We start from the raw sequence: 24,206 nt of genomic DNA on the forward strand, positions 1-24,206 counted from the left end.
TTTAAATAGGTTTTTATATTATGATGTTGTTTCTTTCTTCGCTTAGTGATTGGTTGCCAGGCGTTAATGTTTTTCGTTACATTACTTTTCGCACTATAGCAGCTATGCTCACATCGGGACTTATTGTCTTTTTGTTTGGTCCTAGCATTATTAATTCTTTGAAATTGCGGCAGGGAAAAGGGCAGCCCATTCGCGCTGATGGTCCTCAAACACATTTTAAAAAGGCTGGAACGCCCACAATGGGTGGATTGATGATTCTTACCGGCGTTGTGGTATCGGCGCTTTTGTGGTGTAATTTATCAAATGTTTATTTTTGGGTATCGCTATGTGTTATGCTTTCTTTTGGAGCAATTGGTTTTTATGATGATTATCTGAAAGTCACGAAACAAACACATAAAGGATTTTCTGGTAAAGCTCGGTTAAGTTTAGAGTTTTTGGTTGCAGCAACTGCGGCTTTTCTTATCTTACAAGTCAGTTCACCTGGGTTGGCTTTGCCCTTTGTGAAAGAGTATTTGATCAATTTGAGTTGGTTTTTTATTCCTTTTTCTGCTGTTGTCGTTGTTGCAACTGGTAATGCGGTTAATTTAACCGACGGTCTTGACGGACTTGCTATTGTTCCTGTGATGGTTGCGGCGCTTTCTTTTGCTTTGATTGCTTATCTTTCTGGTAATATCAATTTTGCTGATTATCTACAAATTCATTATGTTGCAGGGACAGGGGAATTGGCTGTTTTATTGGGAGCTGTTGTTGGAGCAGGGCTTGGCTTTTTATGGTTTAATGCACCGCCAGCGGCTATTTTTATGGGGGATACTGGTTCGTTGGCTCTTGGAGGGCTCTTGGGTATTGTTGCTGTCGCAACAAAGCATGAAATTGTTTTGGCTCTCATTGGAGGGCTTTTTGCTCTGGAAGGATTTTCTGTTGTTATTCAGGTTGGCTATTTTAAGTTAACAAAAAAACGTGTGTTTCTTATGGCACCAATACATCATCATTTTGAGAAAAAAGGATGGACTGAAAGCCAGGTTGTGATACGCTTTTGGATTATTTCGATTATTCTTGCTTTGATTGGTCTTTCAACACTTAAGTTGCGGTGAGATTTTGATTTCTGTTGCATGTTATGAAGGACAAAAAGTTGCACTGTTTGGATTAGGGCGGTCAGGATTAGCAACGGCACAAGCATTGATAAGTGGCGGTGCAGAAGTAATTGCATGGGATGATAATCCTTCAGCTGTACAAGAAGCTATTGGGCAAAATATCCCAACAAGAGATCTTCGTTATGAAGATTGGTCTGCATTTGTTGCATTGATTTTGTCGCCTGGCGTTCCTTTAATTTATCCCAAACCGCATTGGACTGTTGATAAAGCACATCAAGCAGATATTGAAATTATTGGTGATATTGAATTATTCGTTCGGGCGCGCAATCATTTTTTACAGCGCCATGGTTTTGGCGATCAAGATATTCCATTCATTGCTATTACGGGCACGAATGGGAAGTCGACAACGACAAGCTTGCTTACGCATTTGTTAAAAAAAATGGGCTATGATGTACAAATGGGAGGAAATATTGGAACTGCAATATTGAAGCTTGAGCCATTTGTTAAAAACCGTATTTATGTGATTGAATGTTCATCATTTCAAATTGATCTTACTCCCTCGCTTCAGCCAACAATTGGAATTTTATTGAACTTGACAGCGGATCATATTAACCGCCATGGGTGCTTTGCGAATTATGTGCAAACCAAAAAGCGTCTCGTTTCTCAGGCTTTTTGTGCTTTTATTTCCGTAGATGATGTTGCATGCCAGGCTTTGTATCAACAATTGTTTGATGAGGGGTATCATGTTCTGCCCATTTCCAAGGAACATTTCCTTGAAAATGGTTTTTATGCTGATGGAACAAAGCTCTTTTCTGTTTTTCAAGGAGAACGTCATATGCTTGCAGATCTTGCATCTATGACGGCTTTGCGCGGTTCGCATAATGCGCAAAATACTCTTATGGCATTAGCAGCATTGCAGGCTTTAAAAGCGACTGATTCATGTCTAGAAAAGCATTTGGCAAGTTATCCAGGGTTACCACATCGTATGCAGCAAGTGCGTAAAATGGGGTCTGTTTTGTTTATCAATGATAGCAAGGCGACCAATGCAGATGCTACAGCGCCAGCACTTGCTGCTTTTCATGATATTTTTTGGATTATCGGAGGGCAGGCAAAAGAGGGCGGAATTGAAACTTTGAGAGGATTTTTTCATAAAATTTGCAAAGCTTATTTGATTGGGGAGGCTGCAGAAGAGTTTGCGGGCATTATTGGGTCTGCTTTTCCATTTTCGATGAGTTTGACTTTGGAAAATGCGGTGCATGAAGCTGCTGCTGATGCAATGTGCTGCAAGGCGAAAGAGGTTGTGGTTCTTCTTTCACCTGCTTGCGCAAGTTATGATCAATTTAAAAATTATGAAATGCGTGGCGATGCATTTGTTTCTTTTGTTAAGCAACTAAAAGAAGTATAAATTTAAAAAAAGATTTTCGTTGTTAAGACTCCGGAATCTTTTTTTGTGTAATTCCATTTTAAAAGTGTTTGCTAAAAAAGTGGGAACCATATTCCTGTGAACAGAATTATCAAAAAAGTAAGGTGGATATGATGATTACGCGTGCAGATAGAGATCCAATTGCTCATTGGTGGTGGACGATTGACCGCTCTATCTTTGCGGCTTGTTTACTTTTAATGGGGATTGGCATTATGTTGTCTTTTGCTGCCAGTCCTACCATTGCAAAAAAAATCGGGATTGCGGATAGTTTCTATTTTGTTCGGTGGCATATTATTTTTAGTCTTCTCGCATTTTTTACGATGGTTACGATTTCTTTTTTCTCGATTCGTAATATTCGCCGTTTATGCGTTCTTTTGCTTATTGCAACGCTTATCCTTATGATTGCAACCTTATTTTGGAGTCCAGAACTCAAAGGGGCGCGGCGGTGGATTCGTCTTTTTGGTTTTTCTATACAAGCTTCGGAGTTTATGAAACCAGCTTTTGTGGTGATATCCGCTTGGCTTTTTTCAAAAGAGGTGCGCAAGAGAGGTATCCCTGGCTATACGTTAGCTATAGTACTTTACGCTTTTTGTTGTGTGCTTCTTGTTCTACAGCCTGATATTGGTCAAACATTCTTAATAAGTGCTACATGGGGGGGGCTGTTTTTTGTTTCTGGTGTGCCTCTTACAGTTATTTTTCTCTTTATTGTTTTAGCTATTGCAGGGGTTGTTGCCGCGTATTTTTCTCTTCACCATGTCCGCGAACGGATCAACGGTTTTTTGACAGGTGAAGGCGATACATTTCAAGCTGATGTAGGACGTGAGGCTATTTTGAATGGTGGTTGGTTTGGACAAGGACCTGGAGAGGGAACGGTGAAACGTATCATTCCTGATAGCCATACAGATTTTGTGTTTTCTGTTGCAGCTGAAGAATATGGTATTATCCTTTGTCTTTTAATTATGATGCTTTTTGGCTTTATCGTTATGCGTTCATTGTATATAGCATTGAATGTGCGTGATTCATTTATACGCCTTGGTATTACTGGCATAGCGATGATGATTGGCTTTCAATCAGCTATTAACATGGCCGTTAATCTTCATTTAATACCTCCAAAAGGTATGACATTGCCGTTTATTTCTTATGGTGGTTCTTCTATGGTGGCGATTGCATTTTCAATGGGCATTTTGCTAAGTTTAACACGCCGTTGGCCGGAAGCACGCTTTTCAGCTTTTTCTTCTTCTGTCTTGGATACACCTTATGACTGACAAAAAGGTTATTGTTTTAGCGGCGGGCGGTACAGGCGGACATCTTTTCCCCGCGGAAGCACTTGCTGTTGAATTAAGACGGCGTGGATATGATGTTCATTTGGCAACAGATGAAAGAGTGCAACGCTTTGTACGCAGTTTTGATAAAGAGCATACACATATCATTTCATCGGCAACCTTTACGCGACGCCACCCTTTATCCCTGATAAAAACATGTTGGTTTTTATTAAAGGGCATGGGGCAATCGTTGGCGCTTTTTTATAAACTGCGTCCTGTTCTTGTTGGTGGGTTTGGGGGATATCCTACTTTTCCTCCTCTTTTTGTTGCGGTTTTAACAAGGCGAAAAACATTTGTTCATGAGCAAAATGCCGTTATGGGGCGTGCTAATCGGGCATTGGCAGCTTTTGTGCATGCAATAGCAGGTGGTTTGTTATCGAAAAATAACACTTACGCGCATAAAATATTTTTGACTGGAAATCCTGTGCGTGAGGCTGTTCTCAAAGCAGCAGAAACGCCTTATCATTCTTCAAAAGGGAAAGATCCATTTCATTTTTTGGTTTTTGGTGGAAGCCAAGGGGCGTCTGTTTTTTCACAAATTGTCCCAGAAGCGATTGCTTTGCTCGATGAGGCGATACGGAAACGTTTGCGCATTGTTCAACAGGTTCGAGGGGAAGCTGAAGAGTTGATGATGACTTACCGTAAGATGGGTGTGCAAGCAGAAGTCGCCTCTTTTTTTGATGATATGGCCGAACGTATAGCGCAGTCTCATTTCATTTTGTCACGTGCGGGTGCTTCATCAGTTTGTGAAATCGCTGTGATTGGTCGGCCTGCTTTGCTTGTTCCTTATCCTCATGCTCTTGATCACGATCAGGCGGCAAATGCGGCATTGCTTGCGCATGTGGGAGGTGCGCAAATTATATTAGAAAAAGATTTAAACGCACAAAAACTTGCTTTTCTCTTAGAAGAAGCTTGTTGTGCACCACGTTTATTAGAAAAACAGGCGCTTGCTGCAAAAAAAGTTGGCCAACCTCATGCAACCGGTCGCCTTGCTGATATGATTGAAGCGTTGATTGCGGGGCAGTCATTGTCAAATATAAAAGAGGAGTTTTTTAATGAAAATGCCGCTTAATATAGGCGTTATCCATTTTGTTGGAATCGGTGGTATTGGCATGAGTGGAATTGCGGAGGTTTTTCATAATCTTGGCTATAAAGTTCAAGGGTCGGATCAGGTTGATAGTGCAAATGTGCAACGTTTACGAGGGAAAGGAATTAACGTTCATATAGGTCATCACGCTCAAAATTTGGGAAACGCAGAGGTTGTTGTTTTTTCTACTGCCATTAAAAAAACAAATCCTGAGTATATTACTGCAAAAGAGAGGCACTTACCGCTTGTGAGGCGTGCGGAAATGTTGGCGGAGTTGATGCGGTTTCGTCGAGCGATTGCTGTGGGGGGCACGCATGGTAAAACGACGACCACATCCATGGTTGCTGCGCTTCTTGATGCTGGGGATTTAGATCCGGTCGTCATTAATGGGGGGATTATTAACGCCTATGGCACGAATGCTCGTATGGGGGAAGGTGATTGGATGGTTGTTGAAGCCGATGAAAGTGATGGTACGTTTTTAAAGTTACCTGCCGATATTGCGGTTATTACCAATATCGATGCTGAGCATTTGGATCATTATGGAAGTTTTGATGATTTGCGTAAGGCTTTTCGCCAATTTGTGGAGAATGTTCCTTTTTACGGTTTTGCTGTTTTGTGTCTAGATCATCCAGAAGTTCAGTCATTGGCTGGCCGTATCGATGATCGTTGGGTCATCACTTATGGTGCAAATCCACAAGCCGATGTTCGTTTTCTGAATCTGTCTATGGATGGTCAAAAAACGCATTTTGATGTTCTTATTCGTTCTCGCAAAACAGGGAAAGAAACGAAGCTGAAAAATTTGACTTTACCCATGTCTGGGCAGCACAATGTTTCTAATGCAACAGCGGCGATTGCTATTGCGCATGAACTTGGTATTACGAACAAATCTATCAAAAAAGGCTTAGAAAAATTTGGTGGCGTAAAACGGCGTTTTACACAAACAGGCAGCTGGAATGGTATTGGAATATTTGATGATTATGGGCATCATCCGGTTGAGATAAAGGCTGTTTTAGGTGCAGCGCGTGCAAGTGCAAAAGGGCATGTGATTGCGGTTGCACAACCCCATCGTTACTCGCGTTTGTATCATTTATTTGATGATTTTGCAGCTTGTTTTAATGATGCAGATACAGTGCTGATCGCGCCGGTTTATGCAGCGGGTGAAGAGCCAATTGCTGGTTTTGGTGCCAAAGAATTGGTAGAACATATTAAAATGGTCGGTCATCGTGATGTGCGTTTGGTCAATTGTCTGGAAGATGTTGTTTCGATTGTCTCTAGATTTGCTAAGTCTGGGGATTATGTTGTTTTTCTTGGTGCTGGCAATATTACACAGTGGGCTTGTGCGTTGCCTTGTCAATTAGCAGTGTTGGAGAGCAATGGTGAATTTTCAGCTCATTGATGGTGAAGGTCTGTTGGCGCAGCTGCAATCTGATTTAAGTGGCATAAAAGGTAAAATGACACCCAATGTTGGTATGCGGAAGGTTGCGTGGTTTCGCGCTGGTGGGCTGGCAGAGCTTTTTTATCAACCTGCTGATGAGGCAGATTTAATCCTTTTTCTTCAAAACCTACCTGAAACTATTCCTATAACAATTGTGGGGATTGGATCTAATCTTTTGGTGCGTGATGGTGGAATCCCTGGCGTTGTTATTCGTCTTTCATCCAAAAGTTTTGGGCAAATCCAGCAAATTTCTCCAAGGCGCTTTTTGGTTGGTGCGGCTACGGCAGATAAACATTTAGCTGCAGCAGCTTTAGAGTCTGGGATTGCAGGTTTTCATTTTTACCACGGTATTCCTGGTAGTCTTGGAGGCGCACTCAAAATGAATGCTGGAGCCAATGGTGTTGAGACTGCGGCGCGTGTTGTTGAGGTCTATGCGCTCGATCGCAAAGGACGGCGCCATGTCTTGAGTTTGGAAGATATGCATTATTCCTATCGTCATTGTGATGTTCCCGAAGGTTTGATTTTTACTGCTGCTTTGTTGGAAGGGCAACCAGGAAATAAAGAAAATATTCGTGCAGCTATGGATGAGGTTGCTCTTCATCGGGAAACAGTACAGCCTATTCGTGAAAAAACAGGCGGGTCAACTTTCAAAAATCCTGCAAATGCATCTGCTTGGCGTGTTATTGATGAAGCAGGGTGCCGTGGTTTGCAGATTGGTGGAGCGCAAATGAGTGAAATGCACTGTAACTTTATGATCAATACAGCGGACGCAACCGGTTATGATCTTGAAGCTTTAGGAGAAACGGTGCGTGCTCGTGTTTTTGCGCATTCAGCGCATCTCTTGCAGTGGGAAATACAACGTATCGGGCAATTTGAACAAGGTCGTAGCGTTCCTTGTTTTAATCAGTCTCATGAATTGATTCAGTCTTATAAAAATGTTGAAATAAAAAATTGAGTCATTTCAAAGAGATAATAAAAAAACCCATTAAGAATCAATAAATTAACAAAGAATCTCTTGCGTCATGACTCTGATTCTGATTCATTACGCAGAATGCTAGGTTATTGATTCGCAAAGATAAATCCTGCTTTTTCCTGTATATGGTGTTGGTGGTTTTTAAGCGGTCTATATATAGTGTACTAAGGAGGTTAAGTTGTTATGAAAGATAAGCATATAGCTGTGTTAATGGGAGGGTTTTCCTCTGAGCGGTCTGTAAGTTTGTCTTCAGGCGCTGCTTGTGCTGATGCTCTTGAAGCCAAGGGGTATTGTGTGAGCCGTGTGGATGTTGACAGTTCTATCTCTTCTGTTCTTGAAAAATTGCGTCCTGATATTGCTTTCAATGCATTGCATGGGCCATTTGGTGAAGATGGTCGGATTCAGGGCGTTCTTGAATATTTGAAAATTCCTTATACGCATTCTGGTGTGATGGCGTCGGCATTGGCTATGGATAAGGGGCGGGCAAAAATTATTGTTGCGAGTGCTGGGGTTTCTGTTGCACCTTCTCGTGTTATGAGCCGCTTTGCTATTGGGTCGGCACATCCTATGGAGATTCCTTATGTGGTTAAGCCTGTGTGTGAGGGGTCGAGTTTTGGGGTGGTGATTGTAAAAGACAATGAAATGTCGCCACCGCTTAGTATTGTGGGAGCTGAGTGGCCTTATGCAGATGAAGTGATTGTTGAAAAATATATTCCTGGTCGTGAATTTACTTGCGCTGTTTTGGGAAATGAAGTGCTGGATGTCTGTGAAATTCTTCCTGAACAACATTTCCAATTCTACAATTATGATTCAAAATATAAAAAGGGTGGTTCTCTTCATATTTGTCCTGCAGAACTTTCATCAAATATTTACCAAAAGGTGCAAAGAATGTCTTTAGCGGCACATCAGGCGATAGGTTGTCGAGGTATTAGCCGTTCTGATTTTCGTTTTCATGAGGAAACGGGAGAATTGGTTTGGCTTGAAATTAATACGCAGCCCGGTATGACACCAACGTCTCTTGTTCCTGATATTGCAAAAGCGGGTGGTCGTACTTATGGCGATATCATACAGTGGATAGTGGAGGACGCGTCGTGTATGCGTTGAGTGTTGAAAAAACAAATGTTTCGATGGAGGCACTGCTCGTGCTAGGTTTGCCACGGCTTTATCGTCGCTTTTTCCGTTTTATGTTTGAGCTTGTTTTTGCAAGTGTTTATGTTCCTCGCCATTTTGGTTCTTTTGCAGTTTTGTTGTTTTTCTTTGTTACGCTGTTTTATGGGCTTTCGTCGAGTGGTCAGATGGGGATGATTGTGAAGACAGTTGTATCGGATTTTGGATTTGTGGTTACCAATGTCAATATAACGGGGAATAAGCGCTTGTCGAAACAGAACATTTTAAGAGTTTTGGGACTTGATTCTTCTCCAGCTATATTTGCTTTTGATGTTGATCAAGCCCGTTCTCTTTTAGAAAAGCAAGTTTGGGTTCAGTCGGCAAATGTTCAAAAGATTTATCCTAACCGTGTGCGTATTTCCGTTGTGGAACGTGAACCCTATGCCATTTGGCAACACGATGGTATGATGGATATTATTGATCATACGGGTCGTGTTATTATGCCATTTCAGGGAAAGCTGGCTCAGGGAATGCCTCTTGTGGTTGGTCATGGTGCACAAAATACCGCTAAAATGTTTATTCAAGCTCTTTCTGCCTATCCGAAGTTACATGATCATGTTCGCGCTTATGTGCGTGTTGGTGATCGACGCTGGGATCTTGTTTTGGATAATGGGGTGCGTATTATGTTGCCTGAAAATGGTGCACTTGAACGCTTTGCTTCTCTTATTAAATCAGGGAGAGCAGAAGATCTTTTTTCTCGCGATGTTTTGTGTGTTGATTTACGTCTTGCTGATCGCATTACCGTTGCTTTGTCGGACGAGGCGTTGAAGCGTCGTCGTGCTGCTGTTGAGAAAGAAAAACGCATTTTAAAAGCACGAAAGGCAGGGGATCTATGATGTTGTTAGGCTCACATCATATTGGAGGACGCAAAACGCGTTTTTTGACGGTTCTTGATGTTGGATCGAGCAAGGTTGTCTGTCTTATCGCTTGTTTGCGTCCTTTGAAGCATGTGAACTATTTACATGGTCGTACGCATTCGATGGAAATTCTAGGTTTTGGAGTGCAGCGTTCACGTGGTATCAAGTCTGGTGTTGTGATGGATATGTTGGCGGCAGAGCAGTCAATCAGATTGGCAGTTGATGCGGCAGAAAAAATGGCTGGTTTGGTAGTAGATTCGGTGATTGTGAATTTTTCCTCAAGCCGATTACAAAGTGCCCTTGTCAATGGCAGCGTACGTTTAAATGGTCGGGAAGTTACTAAGCGTGATATCCGTATGGCATTTGCCGATGTTTCACGCAAAGCTTTTGAGGCTGAACGTCATATTGTGCATTCTGTTCCACTTTCTTATGTTCTTGATGGGGATAAGGGGATTTCTGATCCTGTTGGAATGGCAGGTGAGTTATTTGGTATGAATGTGCATGTTGTAACCGCTGAGACTGCGGCTTTACGTAATTTAGAAACATGCATTAATCGTGCACATTTGGGTGTTGAAGCTGTGGTTGCAACGCCTTTTGCAAGTGCTCTTGCTTCTTTGATGAATGATGAAGCGCATTTAGGAGCGGCATGTGTTGATTTTGGTGGGGGAACAACGACGCTTTCAGTGTTTTTTGAGGGGAAGTTTGTTCATGCTGGTGCGCTTGCGGTTGGTGGAAATCATGTGACACTTGATGTGGCGCGTGGATTCTCTATGTCGCTTACTGAAGCAGAGCGTTTAAAGGTTGTTTACGGTTCGGCGTTTTCGACAAGTGCTGATGAGCGTCAAATGATTAATGTGGCAGAGATTGGTTATGAACGTCGAGAAACTCAATATCCACGTGCTGTTCTTGGTCGTATTATTCGTGCTCGTGTTGAAGAAATATTAGAAATGGTGCGTGATTGTTTGAATCGTTCTGGTTTTGCGCATGTTATTGGTAAGCGTGTTGTTTTGACTGGGGGGGCAAGCCAATTAACAGGGTTGCCGGAAATGGCACGTACTATCTTGGGAAGAAATGTTCGTATAGGGCGGCCTTTGGGTATTTCGAGGCTTCCGTCTCTTGCAAAAGGGGCGGCGTTTACGTCTGCTGTTGGGTTGTTAATTTATCCGCAATTGGTGGGGTTTGAAGAAAAAACAATGCCTGCGGTAAATCATTTGTCGATGGGCACGCGTGGGTATTTCCAGCGTGTTGGTCAGTGGTTGCGTGAGAGTTTTTAAGTTGAGTCTATAGAGGTAAGTTAAATTTCATCGCTTTGGCTTGCGGTGTCTTAGGAGAAGGAAAAGGAAATGACGATTAATCTGCATCGGCCAGATATCGCGGAATTGAAGCCACGCATTACCGTTTTTGGGGTTGGCGGTGGTGGTGGGAATGCCGTGAATAATATGATTAATGCTGGTCTTCAGGGAGTTGATTTTGTAGTTGCCAATACGGATGCACAGGCCTTGGCAATGTCAAAGGCTGAACGTGTTATTCAGCTTGGTGCAGCGGTTACGGAAGGTTTGGGAGCTGGTGCTTTGCCGGAAGTTGGGCAAGCCGCTGCAGAGGAATGTATTGATGAAATTATCGATCATTTGGCGGATTCCCATATGGTTTTCATTACTGCTGGTATGGGAGGAGGTACGGGAACTGGAGCAGCGCCTGTTGTTGCTCGTGCAGCACGTGAAAAAGGTATTTTGACCGTTGGTGTTGTTACCAAACCCTTTCAATTTGAAGGGGCACGCCGTATGAAAACGGCAGAGGCTGGTATTGAAGAATTGCAAAAGTCTGTTGATACATTGATTGTGATTCCTAATCAGAATCTTTTTCGTATTGCGGATGAAAAGACAACGTTTGCTGATGCTTTTGCTATGGCTGACCAAGTGCTTTACTCTGGTGTTGCGTCCATTACAGATTTGATGATTAAAGAGGGTTTGATTAACCTTGATTTTGCTGATGTTCGTTCTGTTATGCATGAAATGGGACGCGCGATGATGGGGACTGGTGAGGCCTCTGGTGAGGGGCGTGCTTTAGCTGCTGCTGAAGCTGCTATTGCGAACCCACTGTTGGATGATACTTCTATGCGTGGTGCACGTGGCTTACTGATTTCCATTACAGGTGGTCGTGATATGACTTTATTTGAAGTTGATGAAGCTGCTAATCGTATTCGCGAAGAAGTTGATGCTGATGCCAATGTGATTTTTGGTGCTATTGATGATGAGTCTTTAGAAGGTGTTATTCGTGTTTCTGTAGTAGCAACAGGTATTGATCGTGAAATTGGTAATGTCGTTCAGCCTTCTCATTCTCAGATTCAGAAACCTGCCTCTTCAATACGTAAAAATGATCCAGGAGTATCACAAGCTTCTTTTCATGTTCAGTCATCTCCCTTGCGTTCTGAATCAATGGTAGAGGTGATTGAAGCACTTGAAATAGAAAAGGCAAAATCGGCTGGAGAGAAGTTCCGCCCTAAAAGTCAAATTTTTGCACAACCTGTTGATGCAGTGGCTACGCGGACCGCGAATGTTGCTTCTTCCGGATCAAATTTTGCCCATGGGCAGATATCAAATGCACCACGTATGCAAGCGAATCGGGGTTCTCAGCAACCTATGATGGCATCTGTAAGCATGGAGGCCACAGCACATGTTCTTGAGGATATGCCAGGAGATGCAAAGCAAGAAGAGAGAAGAGAGCAGCAAAAGCAAGGACAGCCAATGCAGGCACGTTCACCTATGCGTATGCCTGAATTAAAGGATTTTCCTTCTGTTGCTTATGGACAGCGAGAAAAGTCTCCTTCTGCTGATCAGGGGCCTCGTAACCTTTGGCAGCGTTTGAAACAAAGCTTGACACATCGTGAGGAAAGCGAGCCAGAAGCGCGGTTAGAACCTGCGGTGAAATCTTCTCAGCAGAAAGAAGCGCATGTTTATAAGAAAAATTCTCAAGCATTTTCCCAAGATGCTTCTGTTTATGTTCCACGTCGTTCTGGTGAATTGCAGCCCCATGTTCCACAAGAACAGCGTAATTTTATAAACGAAGAAGACCAGTTGGAAATACCAGCATTTTTGCGTCGTCAAGCGAATTAATGGGCAAAAAATAAGGAAGAGGGAAGAATTACGCACCTCTTCCATGCTCGAAAGAGGATTTATACAATATTTTATAAAGTATACTATGTTTTCTTGAAAAAGATTTTGTTTTTTATAAACCTGCTTATTCTTAAGCGGGTTTATTATTTGCTACGTATAAAATTTTATGGTCTTATTAATATTTTCAAAACATAAAAATAACGGAATAAAGTCAGAGGATGAATTTAGTGCAAAAATATCAGTCCACTCTTAAAAAGGCGGTGACATTGAAGGGTATTGGTGTTCATAGTGGGTGTTCATCTGTGGTAAAAATTTGTCCAGCTGATATTGGATGCGGTATTGTTTTTAAACGTTGTGGATTAGACGGGACAGAGAAAGTATTTCAAGCACATGCTTCGCAAACAGGAACAACAGAATTATCAACAGTGCTTGGGCAGGGAGATCTAAGAGTTGAAACGATTGAGCATTTAATGGCTGCAATCGCTGCTTATAATCTCGATAATCTAGTTATTGAAGTGTCGAGTCATGAGCTTCCTATTTTGGATGGGTCTGCTTGGCAGTATTGTCAAGCTTTTGAAGAAGCTGGCATTGTACAGCAGGATATATTGCGTTCTTATTTTATTATAAAAAAGCCGCTACGAGTTGAAAATGCTCATAGTGTTGCGGAGTTTTTGCCATTTGATGGATGTCGTTTTGATGTAACAATTTCTTTTTCTTCTGCTTCTATTGGCAAACAACATTTAAGTTTTGATCTGACTCGACAAGGTTTTCGAGATGAATTGTCACGTGCGCGTACTTTTGGTTTTGTTAAAGACGTAGAAAAATTATGGGCTTCTGGAAAGGGGCTAGGAGCTTCTTTGGAAAATTCTCTTGTTATCGGTCTTCATGATGAAGTTATGAACCCAGGCGGTCCTTATTGGAAAAACGAATATGTTCGGCATAAAATGCTTGATGCGATTGGTGATACTGCTTTGCTTGGAGCACCTTTTATTGGATTGTTTCGTTCTTATCGTAGTGGGCATACCATTAATTCGCAATTGGTAAAAGCTGTTTTGGAAGACGAATCGTGTTACGAGGAAATCTATTTGTAGATAAATAAGCAGGAACATAGAAAAAACATTCTATAGTCTATTTGATTTTTAAGGGGATGATTAATCGTGAGTCACGAAATTGTTTCGTGAAACTTAAAGTGATATGGTATAAAAATTTTTTGTAAGTAACTTTTTCTACGCGGTGGTATTCTCTGGAGGCCGGAAAAACTATGACAAAATCTCATGTGGGTATTGAAAATATGATATATAGGAAGTCTCATGTTCTATGTAAGTTATTGGGGGTGATGCTTTTGGGAAGCAGCACTTGCATGTTAGCAGGTTGTCTCTTTAAAGAAAAAAATGCCCTTGATCCTTCTGCATATGTTTTAAAAATTGACCCACCAGATGTTTTATATAATCAAGCGCTTTCTAGCCTTGAAAGTGGGCGGCTTGCAGAGGCGTCGAAAAAGTTTCTGACAATTGAAAAGCAGTATGTCTATACGGATTGGGGGCGTAAATCCTTAGTGATGGGGGCTTTTACAAATTATCGGCTTGGTAAGTATGATGATTCCATTAGTATGGCGCAGCGCTATATTAGTCTTTATCCAAGGGCTGATGATGTCGCTTATGCTTATTATATTATTGGTCTTTCTTCTTTCCGTCGGATTCCTGATGTTACACGAGATCAACGTGATACGAAACGTGCTATTGCTGCTATGCAGCTCGTTGTGGAGCTTTATCCTCATTCTGAGTATGTTGCGGATGCCAAAGCGAAAATACGTTTTGGTCGAGAACAGCTGGCTGGTAAAGAGATGCAGGTTGGCCGTTATTATGAAGAAGGGCGGCGCTATCTTGCTGCAAGTAGAAGATTTCGTAAAGTGGTTGAGGAATATTCCGATACAAATCAAATTGAAGAGGCACTTTTTCGTTTAACGGAAGTTAATCTGGCCCTTGGCTTAACTGTAGAAGCGCAGACAGCAGCAGCGATTTTAGGACGTAATTATCCTAAAAGTGAATGGTACAAATTTGCTTACAATTTGTTACAAAAGAGTCGTGTATTACCTAAGGAGCATAAATCTTCTTGGATCTCAGATGCTTTCAGTGGTGATAAGAAGAAGAGGGCACGTTGATTCTCTATGCTGATACAGCTTTCGATTCATAATATTGTTTTGATCGAAACGCTCAATATTCATTTTGCAGCGGGACTATCGGTTTTAACGGGTGAAACGGGTGCTGGGAAGTCGATTCTGCTTGATGCTTTGTCGCTGGCTCTTGGTGGACGGGGGGATGCTTCCCTTGTACGTCATGGGGCGGTGCAAGGGCATGTGGTTGCTGTTTTTGATGTCCCTCTTACACATCCTGTGCGTCAGCTTATTCGTGAGAATGGTTTTGATGAAGAAGGTGATATTGTTCTACGGCGTGTGCAGTCAAGTGATGGCCGTAGTCGTGTCTTTATCAATGATCAGGTAGCAAGTGTTGCATTGATGCGTAATGTTGGACGTCAGTTGGTTGAGATCCATGGACAGCATGATGATCGTGCGCTTGTGGATGTTGCGACGCATCGCCAGTTATTAGATGCTTTTGGTGGGCTTGAAGAGGAAACAGAAAATTTGCGTCAGTGTTATCGTATATGGCGTGAATTTGAGGAGCGTTTGCAGCAACAGCGTGTGAAAGTGAAGGAAGCTGAGCGGGAGGCTGATTATCTGCGTGCGTGTGTGGAGGGACTTGAAAAGCTTGACTTTCAAGTTGGTGAAGAAGAGTCTCTTTCTCTTCGTCGTGCAGATATGCTTAAATTGGAAAAGATAGCGACCGATATTAAAGAGGCTGATGACCTTTTAAATGGTTCAAAGTCACCAATTCCAGTTCTTTCCAATTTGGTGAGACGTTTGGAACGGAAAATTCCTGAAGCACAAGAACTGATAACACCCGTGGTGAAATCTATTGATGAGGCATTGCATGCACTTGCAACAGCGCAAGAAGGTCTTGAATCTGCAATACGGGTATTGGATTTTGAACCTGGTGAATTAGAGCGGATAGAAGAGCGTCTTTTTGCTCTTCGGGATTTTGCACGTAAATATCACGTTTCTGCTGATGAATTGGTCCAGTTGCACGATAAAATGGATGCTGAATTGGCTGAGTTTGAGGAGGCTCAGATCACATTAGCACGTTTTGAAGATGAAGCAGAGCAAGCACAGAAAAATTATGATACATTGGCACAGGCCTTGTCAGTAAAACGACGAGAGGCAGCAAAACATCTCTCGGTAAGTGTTATGGCTGAGTTACCAGCGTTAAAATTGGAAAAAGCAGAATTTATCGTTGACATGCAAAGTGATGCTGAAAAACGAAATGCAGAGGGAATCGACCGCGTAGAATATTGGGTTCGAACAAATCCTGGAACACGTCCTGGCCCACTATTGAGTGTTGCTTCTGGTGGTGAGCTTTCTCGTTTTTTATTGGCATTAAAGGTTGTTTTGTCTGATCGTGGGTCAGCGCCCACTTTGATTTTTGATGAGATTGATACAGGGGTTGGTGGCGCTGTTGCTGCTGCCATTGGACAGAGATTGCAGCGTTTATCAGAGAATGTGCAGGTTTTTGCTATTACACATGCTCCGCAGGTCGCCTCGAAAGCGCATAGTCATTTTCTGATATCAAAGGTTGAAAGTGGTGATAAGGGTTGCTTTGTTACGGCTATTCATAAAATGGAAGAACATGAGCGTGCGGAAGAAATTGCTCGTATGTTGGCAGGAGAACAGATTACTAAAGAAGCACGTGCGGCGGCTCAAAAGCTTCTCGCATAGATATTATTGATAAGCGATCAAAATACTGACGAGCGTGTGTTCATTGGGATTCTCTTCGTGAAAAAGAGGGGAAATTCTTGTGGTCATAGTTCACGGTGTGGAAGAGATTTAATGGACAAGAATGAATCTAAAAACCTCACTGTTCTTGAAGCAGAAAGTGAATTAGAGTGGTTGGCAAAAGAGATTGCACGTCATGATGTTCTTTATAATTGTCATGATCAACCTGAAATTTCTGATGCAGAATATGATGCTCTTCGCCGCCGCAATGCAGAAATTGAAGCTCTTTTTCCGGAGCTCATTCGTGCAGATTCTCCTTCCTATAAAATTGGTGCTCCGGCTTCTGAGAAATTTGAAAAATCTGTTCACGCACAGGCGATGCTTTCACTTGATAATGCATTTAGTGCTGAAGATGTTACGGAGTTTGTTGAGCGTGTTCGTCGTTTTTTACGGTTGCCAGAAACACAAATGTTGGAAATAACAGCAGAGCCTAAAATTGATGGTTTATCTTTGTCTTTGCGTTATGAAAAGGGGCGTCTTGTGCGTGCTGCAACGCGTGGTGATGGATATGTCGGTGAAAATGTAACGCTGAATGCGCGGACAATTTCAGATATCCCGCAGGTTTTGCAAGGGAAGTTTCCTGATATTATTGAGGTGCGTGGTGAAGTCTATATGGGACGAGAGGATTTTCAAGCGCTTAATAGGAGTCAAGAAGAAAAAGGTAAGTTAACTTTTGCTAATCCTAGAAATGCTGCGGCCGGTTCTTTACGCCAACTTGATTCACGGATAACTGCTCGCAGAAAGCTTCGATTTTTTTCTTATGCTTGTGGTGAGGTGAGTGAGATATTTGCAAAAAGCCAAATGGAGATGATGAAAAAGCTAAAAGAATATGGCTTTGTTGTTAATCCATTAACAAAGGTTTTTAAGGCAGTAGAAGAGATGATTTCATATTATCATGATATAGAAGAATGCCGCTATTCTTTAAATTATGATATTGATGGGATTGTTTATAAAGTTAATGATTTGGTTCTCCAAGCACGTTTAGGGTTTGTTTCTCGTTCGCCACGTTGGGCTATTGCCCATAAATTTCCCGCAGAACAAGCTAAGGCGCTTTTAGAAGATATTGATATTCAAGTTGGTCGCACGGGGGCATTAACGCCTGTTGCGCGTCTTGCACCTATTACTGTTGGGGGAGTGGTGATTACCAATGCAAGTTTGCATAATGAAGATTATATTAAGGGTGTTGGTCATAAAGGGGAGCTTCTTCGTGAGGGGCGTGATATCCGTGTAGGTGATACAGTTATTGTACAACGTGCTGGTGATGTAATTCCCCAAATTGTTGATATTGTTCTTGAAAAGCGTTCAAAAGATTCTTTTGTTTTTATTTTTCCCGATATATGTCCAGCTTGTGGAAGTCATGCTGTTCGTGAAGAGGGAGAAGCTGTGCGCCGGTGCACTGGCGGGCTTATTTGTCCTGCGCAAGCAATTGAGCGTATTCGTCATTTTGTTGCACGCAATGCCTTTGATATTGAGGGACTTGGAAAAAAACAGGTGGAGTTTTTCTTTCATGTACAAGATGAGACGCTTTGTATTCATACACCAGCTGATATTTTTACTTTACAACGCCGGCAAGAAAAATCTCTTGTTCGTTTGGAAAATATGGAAGGTTTCGGTGTTGTTTCAGTTCATAAGCTTTATGAGGCCATTAATGCGCGTCGAGAAATTCCTTTGAGCCGTTTTTTGTTTGCATTAGGAATCCGCCATGTTGGAGAGGTTAATGCACGACGTCTTGCACGTGCTTACCAAAATTATACGGCTTTTGAAACTGCTGTGATGACAGCTGCTACACTGTGTAATGAGAAAAATGAAAAAGGCAATGAGGCTTGGATGGAACTTACCAATATCGAAGGCATTGGACCACAGGTAGCGCATGCAATTGTTGATTTTTATAAAGAAGTGCATAATCGTGAGGTTTTATCTGTTTTGCTTAAGGAAGTCACACCTCTTGATGAGAAACCAGTCATGGATTCTTCTTCTCCCGTTGCAGGAAAGATTATTGTTTTTACAGGAACTTTGGCACGAATGTCACGCGATGAAGCAAAAGCATTAGCAGAGCGATTAGGAGCCAAAACATCTGGTTCACTTTCTAAAAAAACAGATCTTTTGGTTGCAGGACCTGGAGCGGGATCAAAATTGACTAAAGCTGAAGAATTAGGTGTTGAGGTTATCGATGAAGAAGCTTGGATACGATTGATTGAGGGATTTTAAAGGGTTTTCTCTTTCAATAGCTATGGATATGATTGTACGTATAATTTATTGATTTATAGAGTTCTTTATCTTTTCACTAGTGAATAAGGGAGGTATATGGCTGAAAATTATTAATTCAAAAGTTAAGTGCAACATTGGAAGAAAAATAGAATGCTGCCGTTTATTTTTATGAATACTAAAGATGAGGGGGGGCACAATAGATTTTGCATTTATATTTTTTAGAATTATTGCTTTCATATGAGATATGATTTTTCTCATAGGTTAGAAAAAAATTTTGATGGTTTTTTATTTTTAGAAATATTTAAATAATTAAATCAATAAGTTATTGTAAAAAGAAAGGAATGCCGGAATCTTGATTTTATTGCGTTTTTTTGGACGTATCCCTAACCTTTTTGCAGCTTTTTTATCGCCTTAAGAGCTAATCTTTTACGGTCTGCACTCTTTGTGTAAAGAGAGGTCATGTTGTCATCAGTCCAACCAAAAAGTGCTTTGAGTTGTGATACGGTTGCACCCGAGTTGGCAGACCGTGTTGCTGCTAATTTTCTTAGACCGTGTGCTGATTTTTTTATGCCCGCTTCACGACAAGCATTCCTAAATAGATATCCAAAGCCTTCTTTTGTTAATTTTTTTCCTTCTTTTCCGTAAATAAATGTTTCATCTCCAATGGGACCAATTTTAAGAGTTTCTGCTAATTCAGGTAGAATTGGCAGAAAGACATCTGTTTTAAATTGGCTTTTTTCTGTTTTGAGGTGAATTATGTTGTCTTTTACGTCTTTCCAGCCAATACGAACAGCGTCACCACGACGTAATCCCGTATATAAAAGAACGTTAATCCAGATGCGTTCATGTGTACCATGTGACCATTGTTGATAATATTTTTCAACATCTTCTTCTATCCAAACCGGAAAACCGTCTTTATTTTTTAAAGGTGGTCTTTTAACTCCTAAAGTTGGATTATCTTCTAAGAGTCTTTGATCAATTGCCCATTTAAACAGTCTATTAAGCGTTTTCAGAAAATCCATAGCCATTGCTGGTGTTTCTTTACGTCGTTCAACTGCGTCGACGATATGTTTCTCTTGAATTGATTTGTATGGAACGTTAGATAGAGAATCATACATCTTCATAAGGGTTGGTTGTCTTTGACGTTTTGTGAATTTAGAAAGGCTATGCCAATAGGCACTGTCAAAATACTGTTTGACGAGCCATGCGAATGATCCTTCCGTTAATTTTCCTGGTTTCTGTTTTGGCAGGATCAGTCCTTCTAATTGTGCTAATGCGTCTTTGTAGTTGTCAACAAACTCTTGTGTTCCATAGGTACCATGTATTCTAATGCGTTTTCCATGACCAATACGCACATACCATAGAGTTTTACCATGGCGTGTTCGTTCACGCACAAGATGAGGGGGGGCGAGGTTTAGGCATAAGATCACTTATAAAACGATATCAAATTCATATTCTTTTCTTAATAAGCTTTCCAAGCTATCAGGATGCGCAGCTGAATTTGGTATTGGGATACCGGTTTTAAGATAGAGAAGGACTTTCCCCGTAGGTTTAATTTCCATTCATTCGCAGCATTTTTTCTTGGCTTCTTTTAAAGCACGTGCAATAGCTCGCTGTGTTAGGGTAGAGTGCTGAGGTGCCATTTCTTTTTCCTTTATTTTGCGAAATTATCTGTGGCGTAAAAAGTTGGCACCGTCATTATATTTACCAATTTCCAATGTTGCGACAGTCCTTGTATTCAAGCTGTTCGTGAGAAGCATTTTTTCTTTCTAATTTTTTTTTGCGTTCATCCTGTTTTTGTGGCGTACAAGCCAAGTGAATAAAGTTGATTCATAAAGCGGTTTAAAATGAAGGAATCTTATAATATTCGGGGCTATGATTCAAAGTGAATAATGATGAATTATCTTTATAAATCAATATGTTGTTATGATTACAGTACAGAATTGGTCTATTTATCGTTTTATTTAAACACTCATTGTATCTGTAGTGCGCAAATGCTCTTTTTACTGATTTACTCTAAGAAAGTTTAAAGTAAGAGAGAGATATTGTTCTTTGTGCTTTTTCAAAAAATAATAAATTATTATAAATCATATTTCTTTTCGAAGGGTTTTTATTGGGAAACTTTTCAGGAAAAGCTCTTCGTATGAGGAATATTTTTATATTCGTCCATTGTCTCTCTTTTTGATAAAGAAAAAGAGGGTATAAAAACTTTATCTCTGACTAAAGAGGCATTGTTGCTTCTTTTGCCCATTTTTTATCTTCTTCATTTAAGTAAGGTGCATTCATCTGATAAACATGGGCATGATAATCATTGAGCCACTGTTTTTCCTGTTGTGTCAAAAGTTCTGTCAAGATGAGTTTTCGGTCAATGGGGCAATTGGTGAGCGTTTCAAACGAGAGCATTTCTATATCACCACCATCAATCTTTTCAGCGGGTTTGACAATCATCAAATTTTCAATACGAATACCAAAAGCTCCTTCGCGGTAATAGCCAGGTTCATTGGAAATAATCATTCCGGGAATCAATTCTTGGCTGCCATTGCGTGAAATATTTTGTGGTCCTTCATGAACAGAGAGATAAGATCCAACTCCATGGCCCGTACCATGAGCATAATCAAAACCTGCTTTCCACAAAGCTATGCGTGCTAAAACATCAATATCTTGACCACGGGTACCTTTTGGAAACCGTGCGGTTGCAAGAGCAATCATGCCTTTGAGAACAAGAGTGAAACAACGTTTTTCTTCTTTTCCAATCTTTCCAATGGCTATTGTGCGCGTGACATCTGTGGTACCATCACGGTATTGTCCACCTGAGTCAACAAGATAAAGTTCACCAGCATTGAGTTGTTTATTGGTTTTTGTTGTTACACGATAATGAATAATAGCACCGTTTGCATTTGCTGCTGAAATTGTATCAAAAGAGAGATCTTCAAGTTTTTCTCCCATTTCTTTGGCGGTTGTTATGCGAAATTCTTCTAATTTTTGAGCAGCAGAAATTTCATTGACTGTACTTGGTGTTTGGCTCTCTAGCCAAGAAAAAAAACGGGTTAGGGCGACACCATCACGCAGGTGTGCTTTGCGGGCACCATCAAGTTCGGTATTGTTCTTAATTGCTCGTGGTAGGGCGGCAGGATCAGTAAGTGTCACGAAAGAGTTGCCTTGTTTTTTTACAACGGTCCGTAACTTTTCGCATGTTAGTCGTGGGTCTAAAGCAAAAACTGTTCCTTTTTGAGCATAGTCTTTGATTTTTGAGAGAAGTTGTTCAGAGGGATATAATTTTGCATAACGTTCCAGATATTGTTTCTGTTCTACGCCAAGTTTTTTGTTGTCAATGAATAAGGTTGGCGTTTCCTTGGTGGGAATAACAGCAAAACAAAGAGAAAAAGGCGTGTTGGAAACATCATTTCCACGTATGTTGAATGTCCATGCAATAGAGGAGGGGTCTGTAAAAATAAAAGCACTTGCATTGGTTTTTTCGATATTTTTGCGAAGCAATGCGAGTTTTTCATCGGTGTCGCATCCTGCATATTTGAGAGGATGAATCGATAAGGAAGATTGTGGCAATGGTGGTTGATCATGCCAGATAAGATCAATAGGATTTTGTTGTACTTCTATAAGTTTTCCGCCTGCTTTCATCTCTAATGCTTTTTTTAATGAATCGGTAGCAGCAATAGTATGCAGCCACGGGTCAAAGCCAATAGAAAGTTTTTGCCCATTCTTTTCAAGCCATTGTGAAGGAGGGGATGTTATGAGATCTTCATATTCAAAAATAAGATGATCGGTTTGTTGGCGAACCTGGAGTCTATAACGCCCGTCTGTGAATATAATGGCTTTGTTTTTTAAAATGAGTGCCATACCAGATGACCCCGTAAAGCCTGTAAGCCAGCTAAGGCGTTGGGCGTGCGGAGGAACATACTCTCCTTGATGCTCATCTGCACGTGGAACAAGAAAGCCATCTAACCCGAGGTGATCGAGCTCTTTACGAAGAGCGGAAATGCGCTCTGCAGCATGAGTAGGGTTTGTTGTTGCCTCAAAAGATTGATACATCACAACCTCCTTTCTTTTTATTTAAGATGTATTATAACCCACCCTTGACGATAATAGGTTTCAATATGCTTTAGACCTTGTTTTCTATAGGTTTTTAAAACAGCATCATGTTGTTTTTCAAGGATTCCAGAGAGGATGAGTGATCCTCCTTTTTGGAGGGCTTGTACGATCTCTTGTGCAAATTCAATCAGTGGATTGGCAAGGATATTGGCAACAATGAGATCAAAGGGTGTACGTGAGGCAATCTCATCATGATGAAGGCCTGTTGCGGTAACAGCTGTGACATATTCTTTTACGCCATTGAGAGCAATATTATGTTGTGCAACTTGGATAGCAATAGGGTCAATATCGGAGGCAAGTACAGCAATAGGTTTGAGCATTGCTATACCAATAGCTAAGACTCCACTTCCTGTCCCAAGATCAAGGGCGTTTTGCGAATTTTCCTGTTGCACCACTTTGGCAATCATTTCCAAACAGCCGGCTGTTGTTCCATGATGTCCTGTTCCAAAAGCTTGATTAGCTTCAATTTCAATAGGTAAAACGTTGGGTGGAATATCATCTCTATGATGGCTTCCATGGAGAAAAAAAGGACCAGAACGCACAGGTGTTAGCCCTTCAAGACTTTGTTTCACCCAATCAATATCTGGTAAAATTTCACGGTTAATTTTATCAGGATCTACAAAAAGAATTTGCGCAAAGCGTTTTGCAACATTTTCTTGGTTTTCTTGGTCTACATACAGTGAAAGTTCACAAACGGCATTTTTTTCATCACTCTCTGCAAGCGCAAGAGGATACCCTTCCTCTTCAAAAGCTGTTTCTAAAAGAGCATAAAACCGCTCCGCTTCATTTTTAGAAGCTGTATAATACAGACGAATTTGCTGCGACATTTTATTCTTTCTTTATAGCCGGCTTTTAATCAGAGACAAGTTTCTTAAGCCGTTCCATAGCAGATTCATCTCTTATATTATTATTTTCCGGTTCATAAGGAATAACGCCAGCTAATTTTCCGCCTTTTTTGAGTAAAAAAATTGCTGCTGTGTGGTTATAAGTGTAGTTTCCATCCGTTCCAAGGACTTTCTCAGCAACGATATTAAAAGAATTGACCATTTTATGAACTTTTTCAGGATCTCCACTGATACCAATAATTTTATTGTTAAAATTACTAAGATAATTGTGGAGAACTTCAGGGGTATCACGTTCAGGGTCAACAGTGATAAACCATACTCCTAATTTCTCAACTTTCGGACCAAGGGCCGTCAACCATCGGTCAAGATTGATCAATGTGGTCGGACAACTTTCAGGACACATGGTGAAGCCAAAGAAAATAATGGAAGGCTTGCTTCGAATATCAGCTTGGGTAATAGTCTTTCCATTGGAATCGGTAAGGGTAAAATTATCACCTAAAGGCTTATTTCTCAACGCATCATAGCTGAAAATACCGATAAGAAATATAACCGTTAGCCCGAGAATGTATATGATATTTTTCATGGTTCGTCTTTCTTAACACACCGAAAAATTGTAGCATTGGTGGTTTGGTTTTGCAATCTTTGTTTCATAGTTGATTTTATCATTCAGTTGTTATGTCTCCTATGTTCTC

At 41.1% G+C, this 24,206-nt stretch carries 17 protein-coding genes and 2 pseudogenes; 14 read left to right on the forward strand and 5 right to left on the reverse strand.

From position 1 onward, the window contains the following. Positions 1-20 precede the first annotated feature (20 nt). The 14 genes from mraY to ligA all read left to right on the forward strand — a co-directional run bounded on the left by mraY (position 21) and on the right by ligA (position 18,562). A complete protein-coding gene (mraY, locus tag BN67_RS01610) occupies positions 21-1,091 on the forward strand; it encodes a phospho-N-acetylmuramoyl-pentapeptide-transferase (RefSeq protein ID WP_019222417.1) in 1,071 nt (356 codons plus the stop codon). 4 nt (positions 1,092-1,095) lie between these two features. Next, complete coding sequence (gene murD / locus BN67_RS01615; RefSeq protein ID WP_019222418.1) at positions 1,096-2,496, forward strand: UDP-N-acetylmuramoyl-L-alanine--D-glutamate ligase; 1,401 nt, start codon at positions 1,096-1,098, stop codon at positions 2,494-2,496. A gap of 131 nt (positions 2,497-2,627) precedes the next feature. Beyond that, positions 2,628-3,779 (forward strand): FtsW/RodA/SpoVE family cell cycle protein, encoded by a 1,152-nt coding sequence (locus BN67_RS01620; protein WP_026088111.1) that lies wholly within the window; start codon positions 2,628-2,630, stop codon positions 3,777-3,779. Next, positions 3,772-4,908, forward strand: a complete 1,137-nt coding sequence (gene murG / locus BN67_RS01625; protein ID WP_019222420.1) for an undecaprenyldiphospho-muramoylpentapeptide beta-N-acetylglucosaminyltransferase — start codon at positions 3,772-3,774, stop codon at positions 4,906-4,908. Before BN67_RS01620 ends, murG begins: the two co-directional genes overlap by 8 nt. Beyond that, entirely contained in the window at positions 4,892-6,319 is a 1,428-nt protein-coding gene (gene murC / locus BN67_RS01630; RefSeq protein ID WP_019222421.1) for a UDP-N-acetylmuramate--L-alanine ligase, read from the forward strand. The genes murG and murC overlap by 17 nt, the downstream gene beginning before the upstream one ends. After that, positions 6,297-7,313, forward strand: coding sequence for a UDP-N-acetylmuramate dehydrogenase (gene murB, locus BN67_RS01635; RefSeq protein WP_019222422.1), 1,017 nt, complete (start codon positions 6,297-6,299; stop codon positions 7,311-7,313). Before murC ends, murB begins: the two co-directional genes overlap by 23 nt. Positions 7,314-7,514: 201 nt before the next feature. After that, positions 7,515-8,435, forward strand: coding sequence for a D-alanine--D-alanine ligase (locus tag BN67_RS01640; protein ID WP_019222423.1), 921 nt, complete (start codon positions 7,515-7,517; stop codon positions 8,433-8,435). Beyond that, complete coding sequence (locus tag BN67_RS01645) at positions 8,423-9,334, forward strand: cell division protein FtsQ/DivIB (RefSeq protein ID WP_019222424.1); 912 nt, start codon at positions 8,423-8,425, stop codon at positions 9,332-9,334. The genes BN67_RS01640 and BN67_RS01645 overlap by 13 nt, the downstream gene beginning before the upstream one ends. Beyond that, positions 9,331-10,629, forward strand: a complete 1,299-nt coding sequence (gene ftsA, locus BN67_RS01650; RefSeq protein ID WP_026088112.1) for a cell division protein FtsA — start codon at positions 9,331-9,333, stop codon at positions 10,627-10,629. Before BN67_RS01645 ends, ftsA begins: the two co-directional genes overlap by 4 nt. A 69-nt stretch (positions 10,630-10,698) precedes the next feature. Further along, complete coding sequence (gene ftsZ, locus BN67_RS01655; protein ID WP_019222426.1) at positions 10,699-12,468, forward strand: cell division protein FtsZ; 1,770 nt, start codon at positions 10,699-10,701, stop codon at positions 12,466-12,468. 218 nt (positions 12,469-12,686) lie between these two features. Beyond that, the gene (gene lpxC / locus BN67_RS01660; protein ID WP_019222427.1) at positions 12,687-13,559 is read left to right on the forward strand and encodes a UDP-3-O-acyl-N-acetylglucosamine deacetylase; all 873 of its coding nucleotides are present in this window, start codon (positions 12,687-12,689) and stop codon (positions 13,557-13,559) included. Between the two features lie 170 nt (positions 13,560-13,729). Next, positions 13,730-14,629 carry an outer membrane protein assembly factor BamD gene (locus BN67_RS01665; protein ID WP_019222428.1) on the forward strand — a complete coding sequence of 300 codons (900 nt, stop codon included), beginning with the start codon at positions 13,730-13,732 and terminating at the stop codon, positions 14,627-14,629. A 6-nt stretch (positions 14,630-14,635) separates the two neighbouring features. Beyond that, positions 14,636-16,297, forward strand: coding sequence for a DNA repair protein RecN (gene recN / locus BN67_RS01670; RefSeq protein WP_019222429.1), 1,662 nt, complete (start codon positions 14,636-14,638; stop codon positions 16,295-16,297). Positions 16,298-16,408: 111 nt separating this feature from the next. After that, positions 16,409-18,562, forward strand: a complete 2,154-nt coding sequence (gene ligA / locus BN67_RS01675; protein ID WP_019222430.1) for an NAD-dependent DNA ligase LigA — start codon at positions 16,409-16,411, stop codon at positions 18,560-18,562. A gap of 383 nt (positions 18,563-18,945) precedes the next feature. Here ligA and BN67_RS01680 read toward each other — a convergent pair. From BN67_RS01680 to BN67_RS01700, 5 genes and pseudogenes are all read right to left on the reverse strand, one after another. Further along, positions 18,946-19,984 (reverse strand): annotated as a pseudogene (locus BN67_RS01680) (tyrosine-type recombinase/integrase). Between the two features lie 8 nt (positions 19,985-19,992). Beyond that, positions 19,993-20,205: pseudogene (locus tag BN67_RS12485) on the reverse strand (hypothetical protein). A gap of 577 nt (positions 20,206-20,782) precedes the next feature. Next, the gene (locus tag BN67_RS01690; RefSeq protein WP_019222432.1) at positions 20,783-22,609 is read right to left on the reverse strand and encodes an aminopeptidase P family protein; all 1,827 of its coding nucleotides are present in this window, start codon (positions 22,607-22,609) and stop codon (positions 20,783-20,785) included. A gap of 17 nt (positions 22,610-22,626) precedes the next feature. Continuing rightward, positions 22,627-23,496 carry a 50S ribosomal protein L11 methyltransferase gene (locus tag BN67_RS01695; RefSeq protein ID WP_019222433.1) on the reverse strand — a complete coding sequence of 290 codons (870 nt, stop codon included), beginning with the start codon at positions 23,494-23,496 and terminating at the stop codon, positions 22,627-22,629. A 25-nt stretch (positions 23,497-23,521) separates the two neighbouring features. After that, on the reverse strand, positions 23,522-24,097 hold the full coding sequence (locus BN67_RS01700; protein WP_019222434.1) for an SCO family protein: 576 nt from the start codon (positions 24,095-24,097) through the stop codon (positions 23,522-23,524). Positions 24,098-24,206 lie beyond the last annotated feature (109 nt).

The organism is Bartonella rattaustraliani AUST/NH4, assembly GCF_000312565.1.
In the GTDB taxonomy this organism is placed as follows: domain Bacteria; phylum Pseudomonadota; class Alphaproteobacteria; order Rhizobiales; family Rhizobiaceae; genus Bartonella; species Bartonella rattaustraliani.

Coding starts and splice junctions, on each gene's coding strand:
- BN67_RS01665 (WP_019222428.1), top strand. CDS start 13,730: ATGACAAAATCTCATGTGGGTATTGAAAATATGATATATAGGAAGTCT.
- murG (WP_019222420.1), top strand. CDS start 3,772: ATGACTGACAAAAAGGTTATTGTTTTAGCGGCGGGCGGTACAGGCGGA.
- mraY (WP_019222417.1), top strand. CDS start 21: ATGATGTTGTTTCTTTCTTCGCTTAGTGATTGGTTGCCAGGCGTTAAT.
- ftsA (WP_026088112.1), top strand. CDS start 9,331: ATGATGTTGTTAGGCTCACATCATATTGGAGGACGCAAAACGCGTTTT.
- murC (WP_019222421.1), top strand. CDS start 4,892: ATGAAAATGCCGCTTAATATAGGCGTTATCCATTTTGTTGGAATCGGT.
- BN67_RS01695 (WP_019222433.1), bottom strand. CDS start 23,496: ATGTCGCAGCAAATTCGTCTGTATTATACAGCTTCTAAAAATGAAGCG.
- BN67_RS01700 (WP_019222434.1), bottom strand. CDS start 24,097: ATGAAAAATATCATATACATTCTCGGGCTAACGGTTATATTTCTTATC.
- BN67_RS01620 (WP_026088111.1), top strand. CDS start 2,628: ATGATTACGCGTGCAGATAGAGATCCAATTGCTCATTGGTGGTGGACG.
- recN (WP_019222429.1), top strand. CDS start 14,636: ATGCTGATACAGCTTTCGATTCATAATATTGTTTTGATCGAAACGCTC.
- lpxC (WP_019222427.1), top strand. CDS start 12,687: ATGAATTTAGTGCAAAAATATCAGTCCACTCTTAAAAAGGCGGTGACA.
- murB (WP_019222422.1), top strand. CDS start 6,297: ATGGTGAATTTTCAGCTCATTGATGGTGAAGGTCTGTTGGCGCAGCTG.
- BN67_RS01640 (WP_019222423.1), top strand. CDS start 7,515: ATGAAAGATAAGCATATAGCTGTGTTAATGGGAGGGTTTTCCTCTGAG.
- BN67_RS01690 (WP_019222432.1), bottom strand. CDS start 22,609: ATGTATCAATCTTTTGAGGCAACAACAAACCCTACTCATGCTGCAGAG.
- ligA (WP_019222430.1), top strand. CDS start 16,409: ATGGACAAGAATGAATCTAAAAACCTCACTGTTCTTGAAGCAGAAAGT.
- ftsZ (WP_019222426.1), top strand. CDS start 10,699: ATGACGATTAATCTGCATCGGCCAGATATCGCGGAATTGAAGCCACGC.